Genomic DNA, 24,126 nt, shown 5'->3' on the forward strand with positions numbered 1-24,126 from the left:
CCCGTTATGTTGCTCAGTTATCTACGCCTGGTGTTGTTCGCGGTGGGCCTGCTGGTCGGGGTCCAGGTGCCGGGCTTCATCAACGACTACGCCAAGCGGGTCGAGGCTCACCTGATCGAGGCGCAGACTGGCCTGCAAGGTTTCCAGGGCACCGCCAACCAGTTTTTCAAGGGTGACATGCAGGCGCTGGTGGCCCATTACCGCGCCAGCGAAGACCCGATCTTTCGCAGCGATGCCGAGAGCCTGAACACGCTGTTGGTGCGTCAGCAGGCCCTGGACAAGCAGTTCCAGGCGATGCAAGGCCCGTGGTACATCCGCCTGCTGCAAGTGGCGCTGGCGGCCGATCCGGACATTCGCCAGGAAACCTGGAACGGCTACAGCTACCAGATCCTGCTGACGCCCGAAGCCATGATCTGGGGCATCAGCGGCGCGATGCTGCTGTCGTTCGGCCTGGAATGCCTGTTCCGGCTGATCGACTGGGTGGTGCTGGGCGGCAAGCGCCTGCGCCAGAGCCGGCCGATCGAAGAGCGCGACTTGCGCGGGCTCTGACCTGATTGTTCGGTCGGCTTCCTGTGGCGAGGGAGCTTGCTCCCGCTGGGCCGCGAAGCGGCCCTTGGACCCGGCGCTGTGGTGTGTCAGGTTGATATTGGGCAGCGTCTTTTGGGGCTGCTACGCACCCCAGCGGGAGCAAGCTCCCTCGCCACAGAAAGCTCCCTCGTCACGACAGTATTCACTGGCGTTTCTCCATCCAATCAACTTTTTCTTATGACCCAGCCGGTGTTTTATTCGTTGGACGCCTAGACGCGCGCGCTCAAGAATCTGGACACCGGCCTCCACGCGCATCGTCGAGGCTCAAAACAACAAAAACCGTGGAGAAAACCACCATGAGTGCACCCGACACGCTCGACGTCCCCAAGCCCCAGGCCCGTTCTGGTCCGTTCGACTGGTACCGCGACATCAACCGGCAGGAGCGTCGTACCTTCTGGAGTTGCAAGATCGGCTACGCCCTGGACGGCATGGACACGCAAATGCTCAGTTTCGTCGTGCCGACCCTGATCGCAATGTGGGGCATCACCACCGGGCAGGCGGGGCTGATTCACACCAGCACGTTGATCGCCTCGGCCATTGGCGGCTGGGTGGCCGGGATTCTCTCGGACCGCATCGGTCGCGTGCGCACCCTGCAACTGACCGTGCTGTGGTTCGCCTTCTTCACCTTCCTGTGCGGCTTTGCCCAAAGCTACGAACAACTGTTGATCGCCCGCACGCTGATGGGTTTTGGCTTCGGCGGCGAGTGGACCGCTGGCGCGGTGTTGATGGGCGAAGTGATTCGCGCCAAGGATCGCGGCAAGGCCGTGGGTATGGTGCAGTCGGGTTGGGCGCTGGGCTGGGGCATGACGGCGATTCTGTATTCGCTGCTGTTCTCGGTATTGCCGCCGGAAGACGCCTGGCGTGCCTTGTTCATCCTCGGCATCGTGCCGGCGGTGTTCGTGATTTTTGTCCGTCGGCTGGTCAAGGACCCAGAGGTCTACAGCCAGACCAAGGCGCGGCTGACGCCGGAAAACCCGGCGAAGTTCTATGAGATCTTCGCCCCCGGCATCCTCTTCACCACCCTCCGTGCTTCGCTGCTGACCACCGGTGCACTGGGCGGTTACTACGCCATCACGTCCTGGTTGCCGACGTTCCTGAAGAATGAGCGGGGCCTGAGCGTATTGGGCACCGGCGGCTACCTGGCGATGGTGATCGTCGGTTCCTACGTGGGTTATGTCATCAGCGCGTACCTGTCGGACATCCTGGGCCGCAAGAAGAATTTCGTCCTGTTCGCCGTCGGCTCGTTCACCATCGTCTTGCTGTACACCCAGGTGCCGGTGAGCAATAACGTGATGCTCTGGCTGGGCTTTCCCCTGGGGTTCTTCGCTTCGGGCATGTTCAGCGGCATGGGCTCGTTTCTCACCGAACTGTTCCCTACGCGCATTCGCGGTTCGGGCCAGGGCTTTTGCTACAACATCGGCCGGGCGGTGGCGGCCCTGTTCCCGCTGCTGATCGGCCTGCTCAGCCAGAAAGTGCCGTTGAGCGTGGGTATCGGGGCGTTCGCGGCGGTGTCCTACGGCGTGGTGATCCTGGCGGCCTTGAGCCTGCCGGAAACCCAAGGCAAGCAGCTGGAAGCCGAGTAACTGATAACCTGTGGGGCTAAATCCCCCATGGTCCAAAGAAAGCACCTACAGGAGCGTTCAGCGTGAACCGCCTGCTATTGAACTGCGACATCGGCGAAAGCTTCGGCCACTGGACCCTGGGTCTGGACGCCGAGGTGATGCCCTTCATCGATTGCGCCAACATCGCCTGCGGCTTTCACGCCGGCGACCCGAGCACCATGCGCAAGACCGTCAGCCTGGCCTTGAGCCATGGCGTACGAATCGGCGCGCACCCGGCCTATCAGGACCTGGCGGGTTTCGGCCGTCGCTCCATGGCCTACGGCGCCCAGGAATTGCAGGACTTGCTGCACTACCAGATCGGTGCCCTCGACGGCCTTTGTCGGGCCCAGGGTGGACGGGTCAGCTACGTCAAACCCCATGGCGCGATGTACAACGACATGATGGCTAACCCGGCGCAACTGCGTGCAGTGATCCAGGCGGTGGCCGCCTATGACCGGACGCTGCCGCTGATGTTGATGGCGACCCGGGACAACAGCGCCGCCCAGGCCCTGGGCGACGAGTACGGCCTGACCCTGTGGTTCGAAGCCTTTGCCGATCGCGCCTACGACAGCGCCGGCCACCTGGTTTCGCGGCAACTGCCGGGCGCGGTGCACCACGACCCCGAGGTGATTATCGAGCAGGCGCTGCGCATTGCCTGCGGCGATGCGTTGACCGCCAGCGACGGCAGCGCCTTGCACCTTGAGGCCAACACCTTGTGCGTACACGGTGATAACGCCAGTTCCGTGGCGGCCGTGCAACGCATTCGCGAAGCCCTGGACCGGCAGACTGCATCATGAAACCACGGGTGGAAGGGGTGGCGGTGGACTGCCTGATGGTGCGCCTGTTCGATGAGATCGCCGAGGCCAACATGCCGTGGATGCTCGCTGCCAGCGAACGCCTGCGAGCGGTGTTTGCCGAACGTCTGATCGACCTGGTGCCGTCCTACACCACATTGATGGTGCATTACGACCTGCTGGCGCTGAACCCGGTCCAAGCCCGGGAACTGGTCAGTGAGGCGCTGAACAATCTCTCGCCCGACGCCCGCTCGGTTGGCCAGTGCCACGTGCTGCCGGTGTGGTACGACCCCAGCGTCGGGCCGGAACTGGACCTGCTGGCGAGCCGCAGCGGCTTGACGGTGGCGCAGGTGATCCGCCGCCACAGCGAGCGCGAGTACCAGGTGTTTGCCCTGGGTTTTGCCCCCGGGTTCGCCTTCATGGGGCTGGTGGAGGAGGAACTGGCCGCGCCGCGCCTCGACACGCCGCGCAAGCGCGTGGCCGCCGGCAGCGTCGGCATCGCCGAGCGCCAGACGGCGGCGTACCCGCTGGTTTCGCCCGGCGGCTGGAACCTGATCGGGCGCACCCCGGCCAAGCTGTTCGACCGCGAGCGTGAGGGCTACAGCCTGATGCAGCCCGGCGACACGGTGCGCTTTGCCGCCGTGGACCACGCCGAATTCATTTCCCTGGGTGGCGATGACACTCCACAGGAGGCTTCGGCATGAGCCGTCTGTTGATCGAGGCCAGCACACCGCTGTGCCTGTTGCAGGACACGGGCCGTTTCGGCGTGAGGCACCTGGGCGTGACCCAGGGCGGGGCGGCGGACTGGCTGTCGATGGCGTGGGCCAACTGGATGTTGGGCAATGCCTTGGACGCGGCGGTGGTGGAGATCACCCTCGGCGGTTTCACTGTGGTGGCCGAAGACGATTGCGTGCTGGCCCTGGCAGGGGCGGACCTGGGCGCGCGGCTGGACGGCCAGGCCGTGGCGTCATGGCGCTATTTTGGCCTGCGCAAAGGTCAGGTGCTGGCGCTTACCCAGCCGGTGAACGGCGCCCGGGCTTACCTGGCGGCCCCCGGTGGGTTCGAGGCGCCTGCGGTGCTGGGCAGCCGTTCGACGGTGGTGCGCGAGGCACTCGGCGGCCTGGATGGGATGGGGCGGGCGCTGGGGCGTGGTGAGCATCTGAGCTACTCAGGCTCGGCGGCACCACGGCCCATGCCGCGCTCGCGGATTCCTGATTTCCAGCAGGCACAGCCGTTGGACCTGATCCTCGGCGCGCAGAACGGCGCGTTCAGCGGGCAGAGTCTGTTCGACGCCTTCAATACGTCCTGGACCCTGGACAGTCGCGCCGACCGCATGGGCATGAGGTTGCTGGGCACGCCACTGGAATATCAGGGCCCGGCGATGATTTCCGAGGGCATCCCCCTGGGCGCCGTGCAGGTGCCGCCGGATGGTCAGCCGATTGTGTTGCTCAACGACCGGCAGACCATCGGTGGCTATCCACGCCTGGGCGCCTTGACGCCATTGTCCCTGGCCCGGTTGGCGCAATGCCTGCCCGGGGCGCAGGTGCGCTTGCGGCCGGTGGTGCAGGCGGTTGCGCATCGGCAGCAGGTGGAGTGTTTGCAGGTGTTTTTGAAGGGCTAAAAGCTTCGGGCGGCGATCCGACGAAGAGGCCCTTCCAGACACCCGAGATCTTACTTGGAAAGAAACCGCATCCCTTCCTCCAACCCCCGCAACGTCAGCGGATACATCCGGTCTTCCACCAATTCGCGCACGATGTGGGTCGAGGCGGTGTAGCCCCAGGTGTCCTTGGGGTAGGGGTTGATCCAGATGAGTTTCTTGTACGTCTCCATGAAGCGCTGCATCCACACATAGCCCGCTTCTTCGTTCCAATGCTCGACGCTGCCGCCGGCCTGGGTGATTTCATAGGGGGCCATGGCGGCGTCGCCGATGAAGATCACTTTGTAGTCGGGGCCATACTTGTGCAGCAGGTCGTGGGTCGAGGTGCGTTCGGAGGTGCGGCGCAGGTTGTTCTTCCACACCGACTCGTACACGAAGTTGTGGAAGTAGAAATACTCCAGGTGCTTGAACTCGGTCTTGCAGGCCGAAAACAGTTCTTCGCAGATCTTCACGTGGGCGTCCATCGAGCCACCGATGTCGAACAGCAGCAACAGCTTGACCGTGTTGCGTCGTTCCGGGCGCATCTGGATGTTCAGCAGGCCGGCGTCCCGGGCGGTGTGGTCGATGGTGCCGTCGATGTCCAGCTCTTCGGCCGCGCCCTGGCGGGCGAACTTGCGCAGGCGGCGCAGGGCGACCTTGATGTTGCGCGTGCCCAATTCGACCTGGTCGTCGAGGTTCTTGTATTCGCGCTGGTCCCAGACCTTCACGGCCTTGCCCTGGCGCTTGCCGGCGTCGCCGACCCGGATGCCTTCGGGGTTGAAACCGCCGGAACCGAACGGGCTGGTGCCGCCGGTGCCGATCCATCTGTTGCCACCGGCATGGCGTTCCTTCTGTTCTTCCAGGCGTTTCTTGAATTCCTCGATCAGCTTGTCCAGGCCGCCCAGGGACTGGATCTGCGCACGCTCCTCCTCGCTCAGCGAGCGTTCGAACTCCTTGCGCAGCCAGTCTTCGGGGATCAATGCCTGGAGGTGATCGTCGAGTTTCTCCAGGCCATTGAAGTACGCGGCAAACGCCCGGTCGAACTTGTCGAAATGCCGTTCGTCCTTCACCAGGATCGCCCGGGACAGGTAATAGAACTCGTCCATGTCGGCGAAGATCACCCGCTGTTCAAGGGCATTGATCAGGTCCAGCAGTTCACGCACCGACACGGGCACCTTGGCGGCGCGCATCTCATTGAACAGGTTAAGCAGCATGGCAATCGGCCCTCGCGCTTGTGGGACGAAGAGGTCAGCGTGTGCCGCGACGGCTCATGAACGCCAGGCGTTCGAGCAATTGCACGTCCTGTTCGTTCTTGACCAGGGCCCCGGCCAGCGGCGGAATGGCCTTGGTCGGATCACGCTCGCGCAATACCGCTTCGCCGATGTTGTCGGCCATCAACAACTTGAGCCAGTCCACCAGTTCGGAGGTGGACGGTTTTTTCTTCAGGCCCGGCACCTTGCGCACGTCGAAGAACACGTCCAGCGCTTCGCTGACCAGCTCTTTCTTGATGTTCGGGTAGTGCACGTCGACGATTTTCTGCAAGGTGACGCGGTCGGGGAAGGCGATGTAGTGGAAGAAGCAGCGGCGCAGGAACGCGTCCGGCAGCTCTTTTTCATTGTTGGAGGTAATGATGATGATCGGCCGCTGCTTGGCCTTGATGGTTTCATCGGTCTCGTAGACATAGAACTCCATCTTGTCGAGTTCTTGCAGCAGGTCGTTGGGGAACTCGATGTCGGCCTTGTCGATTTCGTCGATGAGCAGGATCACCCGCTCCTCGGACTCGAACGCTTCCCAGAGCTTGCCCTTCTTCAGGTAGTTGCGCACGTCGTGGACCTTGTCCACGCCCAGTTGCGAGTCGCGCAGGCGGCTGACCGCGTCGTACTCGTACAGGCCCTGGTGAGCCTTGGTGGTGGACTTGATGTGCCAGGTGATCAGGCGGGCGCCGAAGGACTCGGCCAGTTGTTCGGCCAGCATGGTCTTGCCGGTGCCCGGTTCGCCCTTGACCAGCAACGGGCGCTCCAGGGTGATGGCGGCATTGACGGCCAGCTTCAGGTCATCGGTGGCCACGTAGGCGCGGGTGCCTTCGAACTTCATCTGCAAATTCCTCGAGCGGTGCCACCGGCCTGGCGAGGCGGGCGTGCGAAATAAATAGCGTGCCCGACTATAACGCGGCGCCGCGCCGACTGTGAACGCAGACGCTGTATTCAGTCTCTGAATGTGTCGTCACATGTTGACTCAGTCTCGGCTGCTTGCCAGTATTGACTATCGCCAATTTGGCTATAGCCTCGGGGCATGTCTACTAAATATCGATTCAAAAACACCTACCGCATTCAACTGCGCGAAAGGGATCATCCGCCACCCCATGTTCACCTCACCGGTGGTGGGTTGGATGTGATGCTGAGCCTGGATACCGTCGAGGTGATGATGGGCCGGGCGCCACCGTTGATCATCAAGGAAGCGCTGGACTGGGTCAGGACTCATCAAGTGCAACTGTTGGAGGATTGGAAACGATGTTACCCATGAAACGACCCAGGCTCCTGGCCGTGCAGGTTTTGCTGCCCTTCAGCCTGGACTTGACGTTCATCGACGGGCAGCGACTGACGCTGGATATAAGTGCCGATGTGCAACGCTTTCCCGGCTTGCAGCCGCTGCGGGAAGAGGGCGCGTTTGCCGGTGCGGCGCTGGGCGACGATGGCTGGAGTGTGGAATGGCCCGAGCTGGACATCCAGATCGGTGCCGATACCTTGTACCTGGACGCCTTGGCGCAAAATGCCAAGGATGAAAACACCCGTATCTTCATTGCTTGGCGCGCACGCACCGGGCTGCCGTTGAACAAGGCGGCCGAAGCGCTGGGGGTCAGCACCCGTAGCATCAGTCGCTACAGCAGCGGTCGCGAAGCGGTGCCGCGTTCGCTCGCCCTGGCGTGCCTGGGCTGGGATTCGCTGCAACGTGGGGGGGCAGTTGTGGCGGCGGAATCGACGGGCCGCTACACCGTCACGCGCAAACCCTAGTCATTCGATGGCGCTGGTCGCTCATAACGGGCATTGAAGGCCTCGATGAAGCCGTTGCGCAATATCTCCAGAAAGGCTTCGAAGGCACTGATGTCCTGTTGGTGAACGTTGCCGTGCAGTTCCACCCGGGTGGCGAACTGGTTCTTGCGCTGGTTCTTGAGGGCCGTTTCACCCGTGCCGACCAGCGCTTCCCAGACCGAGCGGAAGATGTTCTTTTTCTCGTTTTCCACATCCTGTTGCCAATCGAACACATCCACGTCCCTTAGCAGGGGCTTGATATAGCCGCTGAGCTTGGCGTTCTTGGCTTCTGCCTCGATCACCAGGTCGCCGTGGCCGGCGTTGAAATCGAACTTGCCATAGGCCGCGGCGAAATCGTTGAGGCGCTTGAGTTCGATGTTCCTGGCCCGCAGGCGGAAGTCGAAATCCTCGAACTTGCTCAAGGGGTCGAAGGTGGCCTGCATTTCCAGGGGCGCGTGCTCGGCCACCAGGGCCTTGCCCTCGAAACGGGCGTCGCGCTTGCCCTTGGTGTCCTCCACGTTGGTCAGGTTGTAGAGGCTGGCATTGACCTCGGTGGCCCGCAGATTGACCGGCGGCTTGGAGTTGAAATTGCGGAAACTGACCTTGCCGTCCCGGATCCGCACTTCGTTGAAGGTGATGGGCATCAACTTGCTCAGTTGCTCACGCCAGTTGGTGCCTTGGCCCGTCTGGGAGTTCTGGCGATTGGCGCCGCCGTCGACGAAGTTCACTTCCGGCTGGCTGAACTCCACTTCGGCCACGACGGCATGGTCGTACCACAATGAATGCCAACTGACGGACAGGTCCACCCGCGGCGCGTCGACGAACGGCACCGGGACCTTGGCGTCGACCTTGACGATTTTCAGGCCGTTGATCCGGTAGGCGCCGCGCCAGAGTGCAAGGTCCACATCGACCACCTGGCCGCGATAATCGCCCATGTCGGCCAGCTTGTCGTTCAGGTAGTTGCGCACCAGGTAAGGCAGGCTGAAATGCAGGGCCACCAGCAACGCGACGATGGCGGCGAAAACCCACAGTGGCCAGCTGTATCGACGTTTCATGGCTGTCAGTCTCCAGCGTTGTTAAGCCATTGACTGTCATAGCCGCTGGATCGTTCGGCGCAACTGGACGCCCATGGGCAACAGGCTTACCTTTGAACGCCTGAATTTCACTGCATCAAGGACCCCAGTCATGAGCCGCATATTCGCTGACAACGCCCACTCCATCGGCAATACGCCACTGGTGCAGATCAATCGCATCGCCCCTCGCGGCGTGACTATCCTGGCCAAGACCGAGGGGCGCAACCCTGGTTATTCGGTCAAGTGCCGGATCGGCGCGAACATGATCTGGGACGCTGAAAGCTCGGGCAAGCTCAAGCCCGGCATGACCATTATCGAGCCGACTTCCGGCAACACCGGCATCGGCCTGGCGTTCGTCGCGGCCGCTCGCGGCTACAAGCTGATGCTGACGATGCCGGCCTCCATGAGCATCGAACGGCGCAAGGTGCTCAAGGCGCTCGGCGCGGAGCTGGTGCTCACTGAGCCGGCCAAGGGCATGAAGGGCGCTATCGACAAGGCCGCCGAGATCCTCGCCAGCGACCCCGACCAATATTTCATGCCGCAACAGTTCGATAACCCGGCGAACCCGGCGATCCATGAAAAAACCACGGGGCCGGAAATCTGGAACGACACTGACGGCGCAGTGGACGTGCTGGTGGCAGGCGTCGGCACGGGCGGAACCATTACCGGGGTGTCGCGGTATATCAAGAACACCTGCGCCAAGCCGATCCTGTCGGTGGCGGTGGAGCCGCAAAGCTCGCCGGTGATCAGCCAGGCGATGGCGGGCCAGGAAATCAAGCCCAGTCCCCACAAGATCCAGGGGATTGGCGCAGGGTTCGTGCCGAAGAACCTGGACCTGTCGATCGTCGACCAGGTCGAGCAGGTCACCGATGAAGAGTCCAAGGTCATGGCCCTGCGCTTGATGCAGGAGGAGGGCATCCTCTGCGGGATTTCCGGCGGCGCAGCGATGGCTGTGGCCGTGCGGCTGGCGGAAAAACCCGAGATGCAGGGCAAGACCCTCGTGGTGGTCCTGCCGGATTCGGGTGAGCGGTACTTGTCGAGCATGTTGTTCAGTGATTTGTTTACCGAGCAGGAGACTCAGCAGTAATCGCAGTGTTTGACAGGCGTCAGCCAAGGTTCAGGTCGCGTCTGTTAAGAAGGACATTGTTGCTTGATTCTCAACAGTGAATGTCAGGCCGGGCGGTTTTCCCGCCCGGTCTTGATCGATAACATGAGCGCCCCTCGCGCCATGCTGTCGGCATCGTGTGTTGTTTTCCGACAAGGAGTTGTAAATGACCGTTTCGTTTGTCGCCAAGGCCTCGGTACTGCTGCTGTTTATGGGCAGTACGCTTTATGTGCACCTGCGCGGCAAGGCGCGCTTGCCGGTATTGCGCCAGTTCGTCAATCACTCGGCATTGTTCGCGCCCTATAACGCCTTGATGTACCTGTTCTCCGGCGTACCGTCCAAACCCTACCTGGACCGCAGCAGGTTTCCGGAGCTGGATGTGCTCAGGGACAACTGGCAAGTCATCCGTGACGAGGCCATGCACCTGTTCGATGAGGGGTATATCCGCGCCGCTGAAAAGAACAACGACGCCGGTTTCGGTTCGTTTTTCAAGAAGGGCTGGAAGCGCTTCTACCTCAAGTGGTACGACAAAGCGCTGCCGTCGGCCGAGTTGCTGTGCCCCAGGACCGTCGAGCTGGTCAACCGTATCCCCAACGTGCGTGGGGCGATGTTTGCCCTGCTGCCGGGCGATAGCCACCTCAATCCGCACCGCGATCCGTTCGCCGGTTCGTTGCGCTATCACCTGGGGCTGTCCACGCCCAATTCCGATGACTGCCGGATCTTCGTCGACGGCCAGGTCTATGCCTGGCGCGACGGTGAAGACGTGATGTTCGACGAAACCTATGTGCACTGGGTCAAGAACGAAACGCCGCAGACGCGGGTGATCCTGTTCTGCGATGTCGAGCGGCCGTTGAGTAACCGACTGATGACCCGCATCAACCGCACCGTCAGTGCCTTCCTCGGCCGTGCTACTGCCCCGCAGAACCTGGACGATGAACACGTCGGCGGCATCAACCGTGCCTACGCCTGGAGCAAGTCGTTCAGCGATGGCATCAGCGGTCGGGTCAAGCAATTCAAGCGCAAGCAGCCCAAGGTGTACCGGGCATTGCGTCCGGTGCTGGCGGTGGTGGTGCTGGTGGCGCTGGGCTATTGGTTGTTCGGTTAATCGCCGACAGCTGGAATATCGCTATCGCGGGCAAGCCTTGCTCCCACAGGTTATGTGTCAGGGGCAAGCCTTGTTTTCACAGGGCCTATGCAGTTCTTGTGGGAACAAGGCTTGCCCGCGATGACGTCCTCAGCCACACCTATGGACTACCTTGCAGGCACCTCAGCCGGCTTCTCCCCCCCAGGCTTGAGCACCAACCACAACGCCGCCGCAATCAACACCCCGCCATACAGATGCGCCATCCCCAGCGGCTCATCCAGCAGCAACGCGCCCCACAACACGCCGAACGGCGGGATCAGGAAGGTCACGGTCATGGATTTGACCGGACCGATGGAACTGAGCAGGCGGAAATAAAGAATGTACGCCAGTGCGGTGCACACCAGCCCCAGCCCCAGCAATGACAACCATACGCTCCAGCCACCCCAACTGGCCGGCGGCTGGGTGATGACGCTGTAGCCAAACAGCGGCAGCAGAAATACCGTGGCTCCCAACATGCTGCCCAAGGCGGAAAGACGACTGTCGAGCCCACCCTGATGATCCAGCCAACGGCGGGTGAGGAAACCGGCGAAGCCGTAGCAGGTCGTGGCCATCAGGCAGGCGAGGGCACCCATCAGCAAGGGCAGGTCGAAGGCCACCGGGCCTGCGCGGGTCAGGATGCCGACCCCGAACAGGCCGAGGAACACACCGCAGACCTTGGCCGTGGTGAGTTTTTCGCTGAAGAACAAACCGCCGATCAGCACGCCCATCAATGGCGTGGTGGCATTGAAGATCGCCGAGTAGCCCGCCGGCAGCACCTGGGCCGCCAGGGAATAGAACGTCGCCGGAATGCCGGAGTTGATCAGGCCCAGCCCCATCACGACTTTGAGCTTGCCGCGAAAATTCCAGTCGACGCGCATCAGGGCCAGGATCACCAGCAGCCCGACGAAGGCGATGGACACGCGAAAAAAGGCAGTGGGGATCGTGCCAATGACAGGGGCAATGATGCGCATGAACAGGAAACTGGCACCCCAGATGGCGGCCAGTGACAGTAAACGCAGGATGTCGACGAGGTTCACGAGTCACTCCTTCCTTGATGGGAGGGCAAGTGTCGCCGCCCTGAATAGCGATGGCAATGGTTGCCTTGCCGAGCGATTGGCCTCTAAGCTCAGTCGCCAATAACAAGCTTGACCCGCCGAGGTTAACCCTATGCCGCAGCCATGGCCCGCCACCGATATCGCCCGTTCGATCCTCGACGGCTTCGACGATTATCGTGAGCATTTTCGCCAGATCACCGATGGTGCCCGCGCTCGGTTCGAGCGGGCCCAGTGGCTGGAGGCGCAAGCGGCCTCGGCGGCGCGCATCAACTTGTATGAAGAAAAAGTCTTCGAAACCGTCGCCAGGCTTCACAAGGCCTTCGACGCCGAAACGTTGATGGACGTCGGTTGCTGGCCGCTGGTCAAAAGCGCCTACATCAGCCTGATCGACCTGCGTTTTGACGATGAGCTGTCGGAGACCTGGTACAACTCGATCTTCTGCGGGCTGTTCAGCCATGACCTGATCAGCGACGGCACCATGTTCATCCACACCACCCGGCCGAGCCTGCGCCGGGCCCGCGCCGCCCAGACACGCACCTACAAACCCCAGGGGCAACTGGGCCGGATGCTGGCGAGCATCTTTGCCGATTACCGTTTCAGCGAAGACTACGCCGACTTGCCCGGCGACCTGCAACGCCTCGAAGCGCAGTTGCGCGAGAACCTGCCGGATTGGGTTTGCAAGGACCCGGAACTGACGGTGGAGTTGTTTTCCTCGGTGCTGTACCGCAACAAGGGTGCCTACCTGGTGGGGCGGATCTACACCCGTGACGACCAATGGCCGTTGGTAATCCCGCTGCTGCACCGCGAGGGCCGGGGCATTCAGATCGACGCGTTGATCACCGATGAGGCGCAAGTGTCGATCATCTTCTCGTTCACCCGTTCCTACTTCATGGTGGACGTGCCGGTGCCGGCGGAATTCATCGGCTTTCTCAAGCGCATCCTGCCGGGCAAGCACATTGCCGAGCTGTACACCTCCATCGGTTTCTACAAGCACGGCAAGTCGGAGTTCTATCGGGCGCTGATCAACCACCTGGCGAACACCGACGACCAGTTCATCATGGCGCCGGGCGTGCGCGGCATGGTCATGAGCGTGTTCACCCTGCCGGGGTTCAACACCGTGTTCAAGATCATCAAGGACCGGTTCTCGCCGTCGAAGAACGTCGACCGGGCCACGGTGATCGAGAAGTACCGCCTGGTGAAAAGCGTCGACCGGGTCGGGCGCATGGCCGACACCCAGGAGTTCGCCGATTTCCGCTTTCCCCTGGGCAAGTTCGAGCCAGCGTGCCTGGAGGAATTGCTGCAAGTGGCACCGTCCACGGTGTCGGTGGAAGGCGACACCGTGCTGATTCGCCACTGCTGGACCGAACGGCGCATGACGCCTCTGAACCTCTATCTGGAGAACGCCAACGAGGCCCAGGTGCGCGAAGCCCTGGAAGACTACGGCCTGGCCATCAAGCAACTGGCGGCGGCCAATATCTTCCCCGGCGACATGCTGCTCAAGAACTTCGGCGTGACCCGCCATGGCCGCGTGGTGTTCTATGACTACGATGAAATCTGCTTCCTGACCGAAGCCAACTTCCGCCACATCCCCGCGCCACGCACGCCAGAAGACGAAATGGCCTCCGAGCCCTGGTACTCCATTGGCCCGCTGGACGTCTTCCCCGAAGAATTCCCGCCGTTCCTGTTCGCCGACGCCGGGCAGCGCAAACTGTTCGACCAACTGCACGGCGAGCTGTACAACGCCGATTACTGGAAAAGCCTGCAAGAGGCGATCCGGGCGGGGAAGGTGATCGATGTGTTTCCGTATCGGCGTAAGGATCGGGACAGCGAATAATCGTCAAGCAAACGAAGTTCCTTGTGGCGAGGAGCCCTGCCTGTGGGAGCAAAGCTTGCTCGCGAAACAGACGCCTCGATTCCTGATGGATCGCGTCATCTTCATCGCGGGCAAGCCTTGCTCCCACAGGCAGACAAATCTGCGACAATCGCCCCCTGCTCAAAACGACGACCCTTGCCTGCCTGATGACTGACCAAGCCCCCGCTATCGACAAATTGTTGAAGAACCTCGACCACGCCATGCTCGCTGACCGTCATCGGTTGCGGCGCCAGTTGCTCGAGCTGCGCAAGAAGCCCGACGAGGCAAGGCTGGCCCAGTGGGTGACGCGCATGCAGGCGTCCTGCGATCTGGTGCAGGCGCGCAAGGCCAGCCTGCCGGTGATTCGCTACGACGACCAGTTGCCGATCGCCGCCAAGCGCGACGAAATCAAAGAGGCGTTGCTCAAGCACCAGGTGCTGATCATCGCCGGCGAGACCGGCTCGGGCAAAACCACCCAGTTGCCGAAGATCTGCCTGGAGATCGGTCGCGGCCAGCACGGGTTGATCGGTCACACCCAGCCACGCCGGATCGCCGCGCGCAGTGTGGCCAGTCGTGTGGCCGAGGAGCTGGCGACGCCGCTGGGGGCGCTGGTGGGTTATCAGGTGCGGTTCGAAGACCAGAGCGACGCCAACACCCTGATCAAGCTGATGACCGACGGGATCCTGCTGGCCGAGACCCAGAACGATCGTTACCTCGAACGCTACGACACGATCATCGTCGACGAAGCCCACGAGCGCAGCCTGAACATCGACTTCCTGCTCGGCTATCTGAAAACCCTGTTGCCACGCCGTCCTGACCTCAAGGTCATCATCACCTCGGCGACCATTGACCTGGAGCGCTTTTCCAAGCATTTCGACAACGCCCCCATCGTCGAAGTCTCGGGCCGGACGTTCCCGGTGGAAACCTGGTACCGCCCGATGACCCTGGAACAGGACGAGGAGGGCAACCGGGTCGAGGACGACCTGACCATCGACCAGGCCATCCTCGCCACCCTCGATGAGATCGCCGCCTACGAGCGCAGCGAGCGTCGCAGCCCGGGCGATGTGCTGGTGTTCTTGCCGGGCGAGCGGGAGATCCGCGATGCGGCGGAGATGCTGCGCAAGGCCCAGCTCAAGCACACCGAGATCCTGCCGCTGTATGCACGACTGTCGCCGGCCGAGCAGCAGCGGATCTTCCAGTCCCACCCGGGCCGTCGGGTGGTGCTGGCGACCAACGTCGCCGAAACCTCGCTCACCGTGCCGGGCATCCGCTACGTGATCGACAGCGGCACCGCGCGCATCAGCCGCTACAGCTACCGCGCCAAGGTCCAGCGCTTGCCCATCGAAGCCATTTCCCAGGCCAGCGCCAACCAGCGCAAGGGCCGTTGCGGGCGGGTCGAGCCGGGGATCTGTGTGCGGCTGTACAGCGAAGAGGATTTCCTTGGCCGGCCGGAATTCACCGACCCCGAGATCCTGCGCACCAACCTGGCGGCGGTCATCTTGCAGATGCTGCACCTGCGCCTGGGCGAGATCACCGATTTCCCGTTCATCGAACCGCCGGATGGCAAGGCCATCAGCGACGGTTTCAACCTGCTGCAAGAACTGTCGGCGGTGGACCGCAACAGCCAGTTGACCCCGCTCGGTCGGCAGTTGGCGCGCCTGCCGGTGGACCCGCGCATGGGCCGCATGCTGTTGGAAGCGGCGAAGCTGGGCAGCTTGCAGGAAGTGCTGATTGTCGCCAGCGCCATGTCGATCCAGGACCCGCGCGAACGTCCGCCCGAGCGCCAACAAGCGGCCGACCAGGCCCATGCCCAATGGAAAGATGCGGATTCGGATTTCGCCGGGCTGGTCAACCTGTGGCGCGGTTTTGAAGAGCAACGCCAGGCCTTGACCGCCAACCCGTTGCGCAACTGGTGCCGCAAGAACTTCCTCAACTACTTGCGCTTGCGCGAGTGGCGCGACTCCCATCGCCAGTTGAGCCTGATCTGCCGCGACCTACAGTTGAGCCTCAACAAAGAGCCGGCCGACTATCCCAGACTGCACAAGGCGGTGCTCTCGGGCCTGCTGAGCCAGATCGGCCAGAAAACCGAAGACGGCGATTACCTCGGCGCGCGCCAGCGGCGGTTCTGGGTCCACCCGTCGTCGGGCCTGGGCAAGAAGCGTCCGCAGTGGCTGATGACCGCCGAACTGGTGGAAACCACCAAGCTGTACGCGCGCATGGTGGCCAAGATCGAACCGGACTGGATCGAGCCGCTGGCCGGGCACCTGATCAAGAAAAACCACTTCGAACCCCATTGGGAGAAGAAGCGCGGACAAGTGGTGGCGTATGAGCAGATCACCCTGTTCGGCCTGATCGTGGTCGGTCGTCGACCGGTGCATTACGGCCCGGTGGACCCGGTGGTGTCCCGTGAGCTGTTCATTCGCGAGGCTCTGGTACGTGGCGAGATCCAGTCCAAGGCCAAGTGCCTGGGCGCCAACACCCGCTTGCTGGAACAGCTGGACGAATTGGAAGCCAAGGCGCGTCGTCGCGACATCCTGGCGGACGAGGAAACCCTGTTTGCCTTCTACGACGCGCGCCTGCCGGCCGAGATCCACCAGAGCGCGACGTTCGACAGCTGGTACCGGATCAACAGCCAGAAAGACCCGCAGCTGCTGATCATGCGCGAGGAAGACGTGCTGGCCCGTGAAGCCAGTGAAGTCACCGCCGCGCAGTACCCCGACACCTTGCGCGTCGGCGATCTGACCCTGCCGCTGAGCTATCACTTCGAGCCCAACCATCCCCGCGACGGCGTGACGTTGCGAGTGCCGGCACCGTTGCTGCCGATGCTGCCACCCGAGCGGCTGGAGTGGCTGGTGCCCGGGATGATCGAAGCCAAGTGCATCGCCCTGGTGCGCAACCTGCCCAAGGCCTTGCGCAAGAACTTCGTGCCGGTGCCGGACTTCGTCAAGGCGGCGCTGCAACGCATCACCTTCGCCGAGGGCTCGTTGCCGCAGTCCCTGGGGCGTGAACTGCTGCGCATGACCGGCGCGCGGGTCAGTGACGAAGCCTGGGCAGAATCTGCACAGCAGGTGGAAAGCCACCTGCGCATGAACCTGGAAATCGTCGACGGCCAGGGCAAATTCCTCGGCGAGGGCCGCGACCTGGCCGAATTGACGGCGCGTTTTGCCGAGGCCAGCCAGGCCGCCTTGGCCGTGCCGCAAACGGCGAAAAGCCAGGCGCCGGTGGAGGCGAAAGTCTTCGCACCGGTGGCCGAGAAGACCCAACAGAAGATCGCCGGGCTGTCGATGACGGTCTACCCGGCGTTGGTGGAAGAGGGTGGCGTGGTCAAGGAAGGGCGTTTCCCGACGCCGGCCGAAGCCGAGTTCCAGCATCGCCGCGCCTTGCAGCGCTTGCTGATGCAGCAACTGGCCGAGTCGGCCAAGTTCCTGCGCGGCAAGTTGCCAGGGTTGACGGACCTGGGCCTGTTGTACCGCGACCTGGGCCGTGTCGACAGCCTGGTGGAAGACATCCTGCTGACCAGCCTGGACAGTTGCGTGCTCGAAGGCGAAGCGAGTTTGCCCCGGGACGGTGCTGCGCTGGCTTCCCTGGCCGAGCGCAAGCGCGGCAGTTGGACCGAACACGCCGAGCGCTTGGCGAAACTGACTCTGGACATCCTCAAGCTCTGGCATGGCCTGCAAAAACGTTTCAAGGGCAAGATCGACCTGGCCCAGGCCGTGGCGCTGAACGACATCAAGCAGCAACTCAGCCACCTGGTGTACCCGGGCTTCGTCCGTGAAACGCCACATCAATGGCTCAAGGAACTGCCGCGCTACCTCAAGGCCATCGAGCAGCGCTTCGAGAAACTCGGCAGCCAGGTGCAGAAGGACCGGGTCTGGAGCGGCGAGCTGTCGAACCTCTGGGCGCAATACCAGGCCCGTGCCGGCAAACACGTCCAGGAAGGCAAGCGCGACCCGCAACTGGAACTGTACCGCTGGTGGCTGGAAGAATACCGGGTGTCGCTGTTCGCCCAGCAGTTGGGCACCAAGGTGCCGATCTCGGACAAGCGTCTGGGTAAGCAGTGGGGGCTGGTGGAGGCTTGATCCCGTAGATTGGATAGCCCCTACATCCCCTGTGGGAGCGAGCCTGCTCGCGATAGCGGTGTATCAGTCAACATCAATGCAACTGAACCACCGCTATCGCGAGCAGGCTCGCTCCCACAGGGGGTTATGGTGTTGCTAATGGACAATGGGCCAACCCCCAGTGTTTATGGCAAACTTCGTCGCTATAAATGCCGGCCTCGCGGTTTTGAGCTTCACTTCCACGGGCGGATCGGAATAAAGCGCTGCCAGGTCTGCTTCCCCGGGATGGGAAAAGACCCTTTGTGTATTGGTACGTCGGTACCAATGCTTTCTGCCTGAACAGATCAGAGACACGACCCATGCATAACGTCGTCATCAGCGGCACCGGCCTGTACACCCCGGCCAACAGCATCTCCAACGAAGAGCTGGTGCAATCGTTCAACACCTACGTCGCGCAGTTCAACGCCGACAACGCCGAGGCCATCGAGCGCGGTGACGTCGAGGCGTTGACCGAGTCCAACGCCGCATTCATCGAAAAGGCTTCCGGCATCAAGAGCCGCTTTGTCATGGACAAGGACGGCATCCTCGACCCGCAACGCATGACCCCACGTTTGCCCGAGCGCTCCAACGAAGAGTGGTCGGTGCTCTGCGAAATGGCCGTCGGTGCCGCGAAACAGGCCCTGGAGCGTGCCGGCCGCACCGCCGCCGACATCGACGGGGTGATCGTCGCCTGCTCCAACCTGCAGCGTCCGTACCCGGCCATCGCCATCGAAGTCCAGCAAGCCCTGGGCATCGAAGGTTTCGGTTTCGACATGAACGTGGCCTGTTCCTCGGCGACGTTCGGCATCCAGACGGCGGCCAACAGCGTGCAACTGGGCCAGGCCCGGGCGATCCTGATGGTCAACCCGGAGGTCTGCACCGGCCACCTGAACTTCCGCGACCGTGACAGCCATTTCATTTTTGGCGATGCGGCCACCGCCGTGATCATCGAACGGGCGGACCAGGCGACCTCGTCGCACCAGTTCGACGTGGTCAGCACCAAGCTGCTTACCCAGTTCTCCAACAACATCCGCAACAATTTCGGTTTTCTCAACCGTGCTGCGCAAGAGGGTATCGGCAGCCGCGACAAGCTGTTCGTCCAGGAAGGTCGCAAGGTGTTTCGTGATGTCTGCCCGATGGTGGCCGAACTGATCGGGGTCCATCTGGAAGAGAACCAATTGAGCGTCGGCGAAGTGAAGCGCTTCTGGCTGCACCAGGCCAACCTGAGCATGAACCACCTGATCGTGCGCAAACTGCTGGGCCGCGAAGCCACCGAAGCAGAGGCGCCGGTGATCCTCGACCGCTACGCCAACACCAGTTCGGCCGGGTCGGTGATTGCGTTCCACCTGCACCAGGACGATCTGCCCAGCGGTTCGGTGGCCGTGCTCAGCTCGTTTGGCGCGGGGTATTCGATTGGCAGCGTGATTTTGCGCAAGCGTTGATCGTTGGCGACGGGATTCAGGTTGTGGGAGCAAAGCTTGCTCGCGATGGCATCCTTGAAATCGCCATCGCGGGCAAGCCTTGCTCCCACAGGTCTTGTTCTCACAACGGCGATCTTTCCAGTAATAGGGCGTTGAATGACGGTCACCGACGACACACAACTGCTCCACCGCCTGCTGGCCGGCGAGCAGCAGGCCTACAAGGAACTGGTCAGCGCCTACCAGGGCCCGATGCGCGCCGTGGCCTATGCCATCGTCGGCCATCGTCATGTCGACGAAGTGGTGCAGGACGCCTGGCTCTCGGTGGTGCGCAACCTCGGGGGCTTCCAGGGGCGTTCCAGCCTCAAGACCTGGCTGCTGACCATCACGGCCAACACCGCCAAGGGCCGCTACAAGCAGAACCGGCGCGAAGTGCTGCTCGATGACCTGCCGTCACCCCACGGCACCATTGACGATGATCGTTTCGCCGCCGATGGCCATTGGTTGCTGGCGCCGTTCGCCTGGCACCAGGACACGCCTGAAGCGCTGCTCACGGAAAGTGAACTGCGCGATTGCCTGGAGCACACCTTGCTCAGCCTGTCGGAACTGCAAGGCAGCGTGCTGACCCTGCGCGAACAACAGGGCCTGGAGCTGGACGAAATCTGTAATCTGCTGGACATCTCGCTCTCCAATGTACGCGTGCTGTTGCATCGCGCCCGACTGAAGGTCTTCGCGACTGTTGAACATTTCGAGGAAACCGGCGAATGCTGACCTGCAAGGAACAAGTGGCACGCTCCAGCGACTATCTCGACGGGCAACTGAGCTTCCGTGAACGCCTGATGGTGCGCCATCACCTGATGTTCTGCCCCAACTGCCGCCGGTTCATCCGCCAGATGCGCCTGATGCAGGCCACCCTCAGGAAACTGCCGAAAGCGCCCGTTCCGGACCTCGACCACCTCGCCGAAAAGCTTGCGGCGGAGCGGCGCAAGAGCATTCGCTAAATTTTGAATTCCCCCAGTATCCCTGTGGGAGCGAGCAGGGACGTGCGTGTGTAGTTATTCCCATTCGAAGTAAAAAGTTCCGCTGTCATAAAATCTTTATCTGACAGCAACTCCCCTGACACAACCCACCGCCAAGATCCCCTCCCAACACCAGCGGGCCCAGTTCCGCGTGTTTTCTAACGCATAGACTACCAACAGGGGAATTCTTCGATGATCCGTAAGCACTTCGCAGGTGTTGCCGCCAGCGCACTGGCCATGGCAGTAACCGCCCAGGCTTTCGCCGGCACCGTCACCACCGACGGCGCCGATATCGTGGTCAAGACCAAGGGCGGCCTTGAGGTCGCGACCACTGACAAAGAGTTCAGCTTCAAGCTCGGCGGCCGTCTGCAGGCTGACTACAGCCAGTTCGACGGCATCTACACCGACAATGGCGACAAGGCCGACGCCGCTTACATCCGTCGCGCCTTCCTGGAACTGTCGGGTGTGCTGTACACGGATTGGGCCTACACCATCAACTACGACATGTCCCACAACAGTGGCGACTCCGACAACGGCTACTTCGACGAAGCGTCCCTGGCCTACAACGGCTTCAAGCCGGTGTCGATCAAGGTCGGCCGTTTCGACCCCGATTTCGGCCTGGAAAAAGCCACCAGCTCCAAGTGGGTGACTGCGCCAGAACGTAACGCTGCCTACGACCTGATCGACTGGGCCAACAGCCACCAGAACGGCCTGGGCCTGCAAGCCTCCAGCACCTTCGCCGATTCGTTCTACGCCTCGGCCGGTGTGTTCAGCAAGGACACCGACGACACCGACGGCAACAGCGTCAAGCAAGTTAACGGTCGCTTCGTGTTCGCGCCGATGCATGACGCTGGCAACGTGCTGCACTTCGGTTTGAACGTGGCCTCGCGCGACGTTTCCGACACCGTGTTCGACGCACGTTACCGCTCCCGCCTGGGCATGCGCGGTGTCGAGACCCTGGGCGGCAACGACGCCGGCCCTAACGGCAACCGTCCGGTCCTGGGCGGCGCCAACAACTCGCCGGCCGGCTCCTACGACCGCGACACCGCGCTCGGCCTGGAAGCCGCTTTCGCCATGGGCCCGGCGTCGATCCAGGGTGAATACATCACCCGCAAGACCAAGGCTGATGCTGACGGCTTCGAAGACATCAAGGGCCATGGCTTCTATGTCCAGGGCGCCTACACCCTCACCGGCGAGTCCCGTGGCTATAAGGTCGGCAAGTTCGACGCCATCAAGCCGCAGAACAAATCCATCGGCGCCTGGGAAGTGTTCTATCGCTACGACAGCATGACCGTCGAAGACGACAACATCACCACGGCCACCGCCACCCGCGACGTGGGCGATGCCGAAGCCAAGGTGCACAACCTGGGCGTGAACTGGTACGCCAACGAAGCAGTGAAAATCTCCGCCGCCTACGTCAAGGCCAAGACCGACAAAGTCACCAACGTCAACGGCGATGATGATGGCAGCGGCGTGGTTGTCCGTGCCCAGTACGTGTTCTAAGCGCATTTGATACAGAGCTCTTTCTTCATCCGTTAAAGCTCCTTTTTCGACCCCGCCATTGGCGGGGTTTTTTTATGTGCGTCCGGTCAGGATCGGCGATACTCGCTCCATCCATCGTCCGGCTATCGAGGACCCGCATGCCGCTTCACGTCCTGGACAATCTGTCCGCCATTGCGCCGCAAGAGTGGGACGCGCTGGTGCCCGCCAACCAGCCGTTCCTGCGCCACGCCTTCCTGAGTGCGCTGGAAGACAGTGCCAGCCTCGGTCCGCAATCCGGCTGGCAGCCTGAGCATTTGCTGCACATCGAAGACGGCCGTCTGCTGGCGGCCTTGCCCAGTTACCGCAAGTGGCATTCCTACGGCGAGTACGTGTTCGACCACGGTTGGGCCGATGCCTGTGCCCGCGCGGGCATCGACTATTACCCCAAGCTGCTGACAGCCGTGCCATTCAGCCCGGTCAGTGGTCCGCGACTGTTGGCGGCGCGGGTGGAGGATGGCCTGGAGCTGCTTGGCAGCTTGCCGGGTTATCTTGAAATCGAAGGGCTTTCCAGTGCCCACATCAACTTCACCGATGCTTTCACCGACGCGGCGCTGGCCGGGCAGGCGGGGTGGTTGCAGCGGATCGGTTGCCAGTATCACTGGCAGAATCGCGGTTACCGGGACTTCCAGGATTTTCTCGATGCGCTCAGTTCCCGCAAGCGCAAGCAGATGCGCAAGGAGCGCGAGCAAGTGGCGGGGCAGGGCATCGCGTTCGAGTGGCTCGAAGGCCGTGAGTTGGACGAAGCGCAGTGGGATTTTGTCTACGCCTGTTACGCCAACACTTACGCGGTGCGTCGGCAGGCGCCGTACCTGACCCGGGCGTTTTTCAGCTTGCTGGCCGAGCGTATGCCCGAGGCCATTCGCGTGGTGTTGGCCAAGCAAGGTCCGCGGCCGGTGGCGATGGCGTTCAGTCTGGTGGGTGGCGACAGTTTCTACGGTCGCTATTGGGGTTGCCTGGCGGAGTTCGACCGCCTGCACTTCGAGACCTGTTTCTACCAAGGGATGGATTACGCCATTGCCCATGGCTTGCAGCGTTTCGACGCCGGCGCCCAGGGCGAGCACAAGTTGATTCGCGGGTTCGAACCGGTGATTACCCGCTCATGGCATTACTTGCGCCATCCGGGCTTGAAGGCGGCGGTGCAAGACTTCCTCGTGCGCGAGCAGGAAGGGGTGCTGGCGTACGCCGAAGAGGCGAAGACAGCACTGCCTTATCGGCAGTGCTGATTCTCGCGGGGACGACTCAGTTGTCTTCCTGACCCAGCCAGCGGTACGAGACTGCGCCGATCACCGCACCCAACAACGGTGCCACCCAGAACAACCACAATTGCGCGAGGGCCCAGCCGCCGACGATCAACGCCGGACCGGTGCTGCGCGCCGGGTTGACGGAGGTGTTGGTGACGGGAATCGAGATCAGGTGGATGAGCGTCAGCGCCAGGCCGATGGCAATTGGTGCCAGCCCGGCAGGCGCACGCTTATCGGTGGCTCCGAGGATGATCAGGATGAACATCGCCGTCATGACCAGCTCGGTGACAAAACCGGCCGCCATGGAATACCCACCGGGCGAGTGTTCGCCGTAACCGTTCGCGGCCAGGCCAGACGCGGCCAGGTCGAAACCGCCCTTGCCGCTGGCGATGAAGTAGATCAATGCGGCGGCCAGCACACCGCCAATGACCTGGGCGACGATGTAGGCGGGCAACTCCTTGGCCGGAAACCGCCCGCCCACGAACAACCCCACTGACACGGCCGGGTTGAGGTGGCAACCCGAGATCGGGCCGATGGCGAATGCCATGGTCAACACCGTCAGGCCGAACGCCAGGGCAACCCCCAGTACACCAATCCCCGAGGCAGCCAACACCGCACTGCCACAGCCGCCCAACACCAGCCAGAACGTACCTAACAACTCAGTGGCCGAACGTTTGAATAAAGACATAGGCACCTTGAGAAAACAGTCGTGATCAATCGGTTATGCGTCCAGCAGCATTACGACAGATTCATCTCCAGAACCTGAATTAAGTACAGCAGAGCGCTGCGACAATTCCAGCGGCATTGAAAAACCGCCAGCGTCAGGGACGGTGGCGGTTTTGGCCGTGGTTGGCGGGGAGTATGTCGTTGCGGTGGGTGGGGAAGTGGGGCTGGACAGAATTTTTCAGAAAGGTCGTTACTGTTTGAACCCGGCCTCTGTGGGGCGGGGGCGT

Annotated in this window: 21 protein-coding genes; 16 read left to right on the top strand and 5 right to left on the bottom strand. The window is 62.2% G+C overall.

Features of this window, described 5'->3' with window-relative positions:
• Positions 1 to 6 precede the first annotated feature (6 nt).
• From ACODSJ_RS09115 to ACODSJ_RS09135, 5 genes are all read left to right on the top strand, one after another.
• Complete coding sequence (locus ACODSJ_RS09115) at positions 7 to 549, top strand: DUF2937 family protein (RefSeq protein WP_489101402.1); 543 nt, start codon at positions 7 to 9, stop codon at positions 547 to 549.
• Positions 550 to 884: 335 nt separating this feature from the next.
• Entirely contained in the window at positions 885 to 2,171 is a 1,287-nt protein-coding gene (locus ACODSJ_RS09120) for an MFS transporter (RefSeq protein ID WP_489101403.1), read from the top strand.
• Positions 2,172 to 2,233: 62 nt separating this feature from the next.
• The gene (locus tag ACODSJ_RS09125; RefSeq protein ID WP_489101404.1) at positions 2,234 to 2,986 is read left to right on the top strand and encodes a 5-oxoprolinase subunit PxpA; all 753 of its coding nucleotides are present in this window, start codon (positions 2,234 to 2,236) and stop codon (positions 2,984 to 2,986) included.
• Complete coding sequence (gene pxpB / locus ACODSJ_RS09130; RefSeq protein ID WP_489101405.1) at positions 2,983 to 3,687, top strand: 5-oxoprolinase subunit PxpB; 705 nt, start codon at positions 2,983 to 2,985, stop codon at positions 3,685 to 3,687. Before ACODSJ_RS09125 ends, pxpB begins: the two co-directional genes overlap by 4 nt.
• Positions 3,684 to 4,604: a 5-oxoprolinase subunit C family protein gene (locus tag ACODSJ_RS09135; RefSeq protein ID WP_489101406.1), complete on the top strand. Its 921-nt coding sequence runs from the start codon at positions 3,684 to 3,686 to the stop codon at positions 4,602 to 4,604. The genes pxpB and ACODSJ_RS09135 overlap by 4 nt, the downstream gene beginning before the upstream one ends.
• Before the next feature lie 50 nt (positions 4,605 to 4,654).
• On the opposite strand, the gene ACODSJ_RS09140 is transcribed toward ACODSJ_RS09135, so the two are convergent.
• Complete coding sequence (locus tag ACODSJ_RS09140) at positions 4,655 to 5,833, bottom strand: vWA domain-containing protein (RefSeq protein ID WP_489101407.1); 1,179 nt, start codon at positions 5,831 to 5,833, stop codon at positions 4,655 to 4,657.
• A 34-nt stretch (positions 5,834 to 5,867) separates the two neighbouring features.
• A complete protein-coding gene (locus tag ACODSJ_RS09145) occupies positions 5,868 to 6,713 on the bottom strand; it encodes an AAA family ATPase (RefSeq protein ID WP_489101408.1) in 846 nt (281 codons plus the stop codon).
• 198 nt (positions 6,714 to 6,911) lie between these two features.
• On the opposite strand from ACODSJ_RS09145, the gene ACODSJ_RS09150 reads away from it, so the two are divergent.
• Together ACODSJ_RS09150 and ACODSJ_RS09155 are read left to right on the top strand one after the other, a co-directional pair.
• A complete protein-coding gene (locus tag ACODSJ_RS09150) occupies positions 6,912 to 7,142 on the top strand; it encodes a DUF4160 domain-containing protein (protein ID WP_489101409.1) in 231 nt (76 codons plus the stop codon).
• Positions 7,130 to 7,630 carry a DUF2442 domain-containing protein gene (locus ACODSJ_RS09155; RefSeq protein ID WP_489101410.1) on the top strand — a complete coding sequence of 167 codons (501 nt, stop codon included), beginning with the start codon at positions 7,130 to 7,132 and terminating at the stop codon, positions 7,628 to 7,630. Before ACODSJ_RS09150 ends, ACODSJ_RS09155 begins: the two co-directional genes overlap by 13 nt.
• Here ACODSJ_RS09155 and ACODSJ_RS09160 read toward each other — a convergent pair.
• A complete protein-coding gene (locus ACODSJ_RS09160) occupies positions 7,627 to 8,703 on the bottom strand; it encodes a DUF748 domain-containing protein (RefSeq protein ID WP_489101411.1) in 1,077 nt (358 codons plus the stop codon). The genes ACODSJ_RS09155 and ACODSJ_RS09160 overlap by 4 nt on opposite strands.
• Positions 8,704 to 8,833: 130 nt before the next feature.
• On the opposite strand from ACODSJ_RS09160, the gene cysK reads away from it, so the two are divergent.
• Positions 8,834 to 9,808, top strand: a complete 975-nt coding sequence (gene cysK / locus ACODSJ_RS09165) for a cysteine synthase A (protein ID WP_489101412.1) — start codon at positions 8,834 to 8,836, stop codon at positions 9,806 to 9,808.
• 184 nt (positions 9,809 to 9,992) lie between these two features.
• The gene (locus tag ACODSJ_RS09170) at positions 9,993 to 10,931 is read left to right on the top strand and encodes an aspartyl/asparaginyl beta-hydroxylase domain-containing protein (RefSeq protein WP_489101413.1); all 939 of its coding nucleotides are present in this window, start codon (positions 9,993 to 9,995) and stop codon (positions 10,929 to 10,931) included.
• 146 nt (positions 10,932 to 11,077) lie between these two features.
• Here the strand turns inward: ACODSJ_RS09170 and ACODSJ_RS09175 are convergent, their stop codons facing one another.
• The gene (locus tag ACODSJ_RS09175) at positions 11,078 to 11,986 is read right to left on the bottom strand and encodes a DMT family transporter (RefSeq protein WP_489101414.1); all 909 of its coding nucleotides are present in this window, start codon (positions 11,984 to 11,986) and stop codon (positions 11,078 to 11,080) included.
• Positions 11,987 to 12,116: 130 nt separating this feature from the next.
• On the opposite strand from ACODSJ_RS09175, the gene aceK reads away from it, so the two are divergent.
• From aceK to ACODSJ_RS09210, 7 genes are all read left to right on the top strand, one after another.
• The gene (gene aceK, locus ACODSJ_RS09180; protein ID WP_489101415.1) at positions 12,117 to 13,838 is read left to right on the top strand and encodes a bifunctional isocitrate dehydrogenase kinase/phosphatase; all 1,722 of its coding nucleotides are present in this window, start codon (positions 12,117 to 12,119) and stop codon (positions 13,836 to 13,838) included.
• 185 nt (positions 13,839 to 14,023) lie between these two features.
• Entirely contained in the window at positions 14,024 to 17,935 is a 3,912-nt protein-coding gene (gene hrpA / locus ACODSJ_RS09185) for an ATP-dependent RNA helicase HrpA (protein WP_489101416.1), read from the top strand.
• A 338-nt stretch (positions 17,936 to 18,273) separates the two neighbouring features.
• Positions 18,274 to 19,395 (top strand): beta-ketoacyl-ACP synthase III, encoded by a 1,122-nt coding sequence (locus ACODSJ_RS09190; RefSeq protein WP_489101417.1) that lies wholly within the window; start codon positions 18,274 to 18,276, stop codon positions 19,393 to 19,395.
• A 135-nt stretch (positions 19,396 to 19,530) separates the two neighbouring features.
• Positions 19,531 to 20,142 (top strand): RNA polymerase sigma factor, encoded by a 612-nt coding sequence (locus tag ACODSJ_RS09195; protein ID WP_489101418.1) that lies wholly within the window; start codon positions 19,531 to 19,533, stop codon positions 20,140 to 20,142.
• The gene (locus ACODSJ_RS09200; protein WP_489101419.1) at positions 20,136 to 20,372 is read left to right on the top strand and encodes an anti-sigma factor family protein; all 237 of its coding nucleotides are present in this window, start codon (positions 20,136 to 20,138) and stop codon (positions 20,370 to 20,372) included. The genes ACODSJ_RS09195 and ACODSJ_RS09200 overlap by 7 nt, the downstream gene beginning before the upstream one ends.
• A gap of 210 nt (positions 20,373 to 20,582) precedes the next feature.
• Positions 20,583 to 21,893 carry an OprO/OprP family phosphate-selective porin gene (locus ACODSJ_RS09205; RefSeq protein WP_489101420.1) on the top strand — a complete coding sequence of 437 codons (1,311 nt, stop codon included), beginning with the start codon at positions 20,583 to 20,585 and terminating at the stop codon, positions 21,891 to 21,893.
• 137 nt (positions 21,894 to 22,030) lie between these two features.
• Positions 22,031 to 23,155, top strand: coding sequence for a GNAT family N-acetyltransferase (locus tag ACODSJ_RS09210; protein ID WP_489101421.1), 1,125 nt, complete (start codon positions 22,031 to 22,033; stop codon positions 23,153 to 23,155).
• 16 nt (positions 23,156 to 23,171) lie between these two features.
• Here ACODSJ_RS09210 and aqpZ read toward each other — a convergent pair whose 3' ends face one another.
• On the bottom strand, positions 23,172 to 23,861 hold the full coding sequence (gene aqpZ / locus ACODSJ_RS09215; protein ID WP_489101422.1) for an aquaporin Z: 690 nt from the start codon (positions 23,859 to 23,861) through the stop codon (positions 23,172 to 23,174).
• Between the last annotated feature and the right edge of the window lie 265 nt (positions 23,862 to 24,126).

This window comes from Pseudomonas sp. FG6, assembly GCF_057809015.1.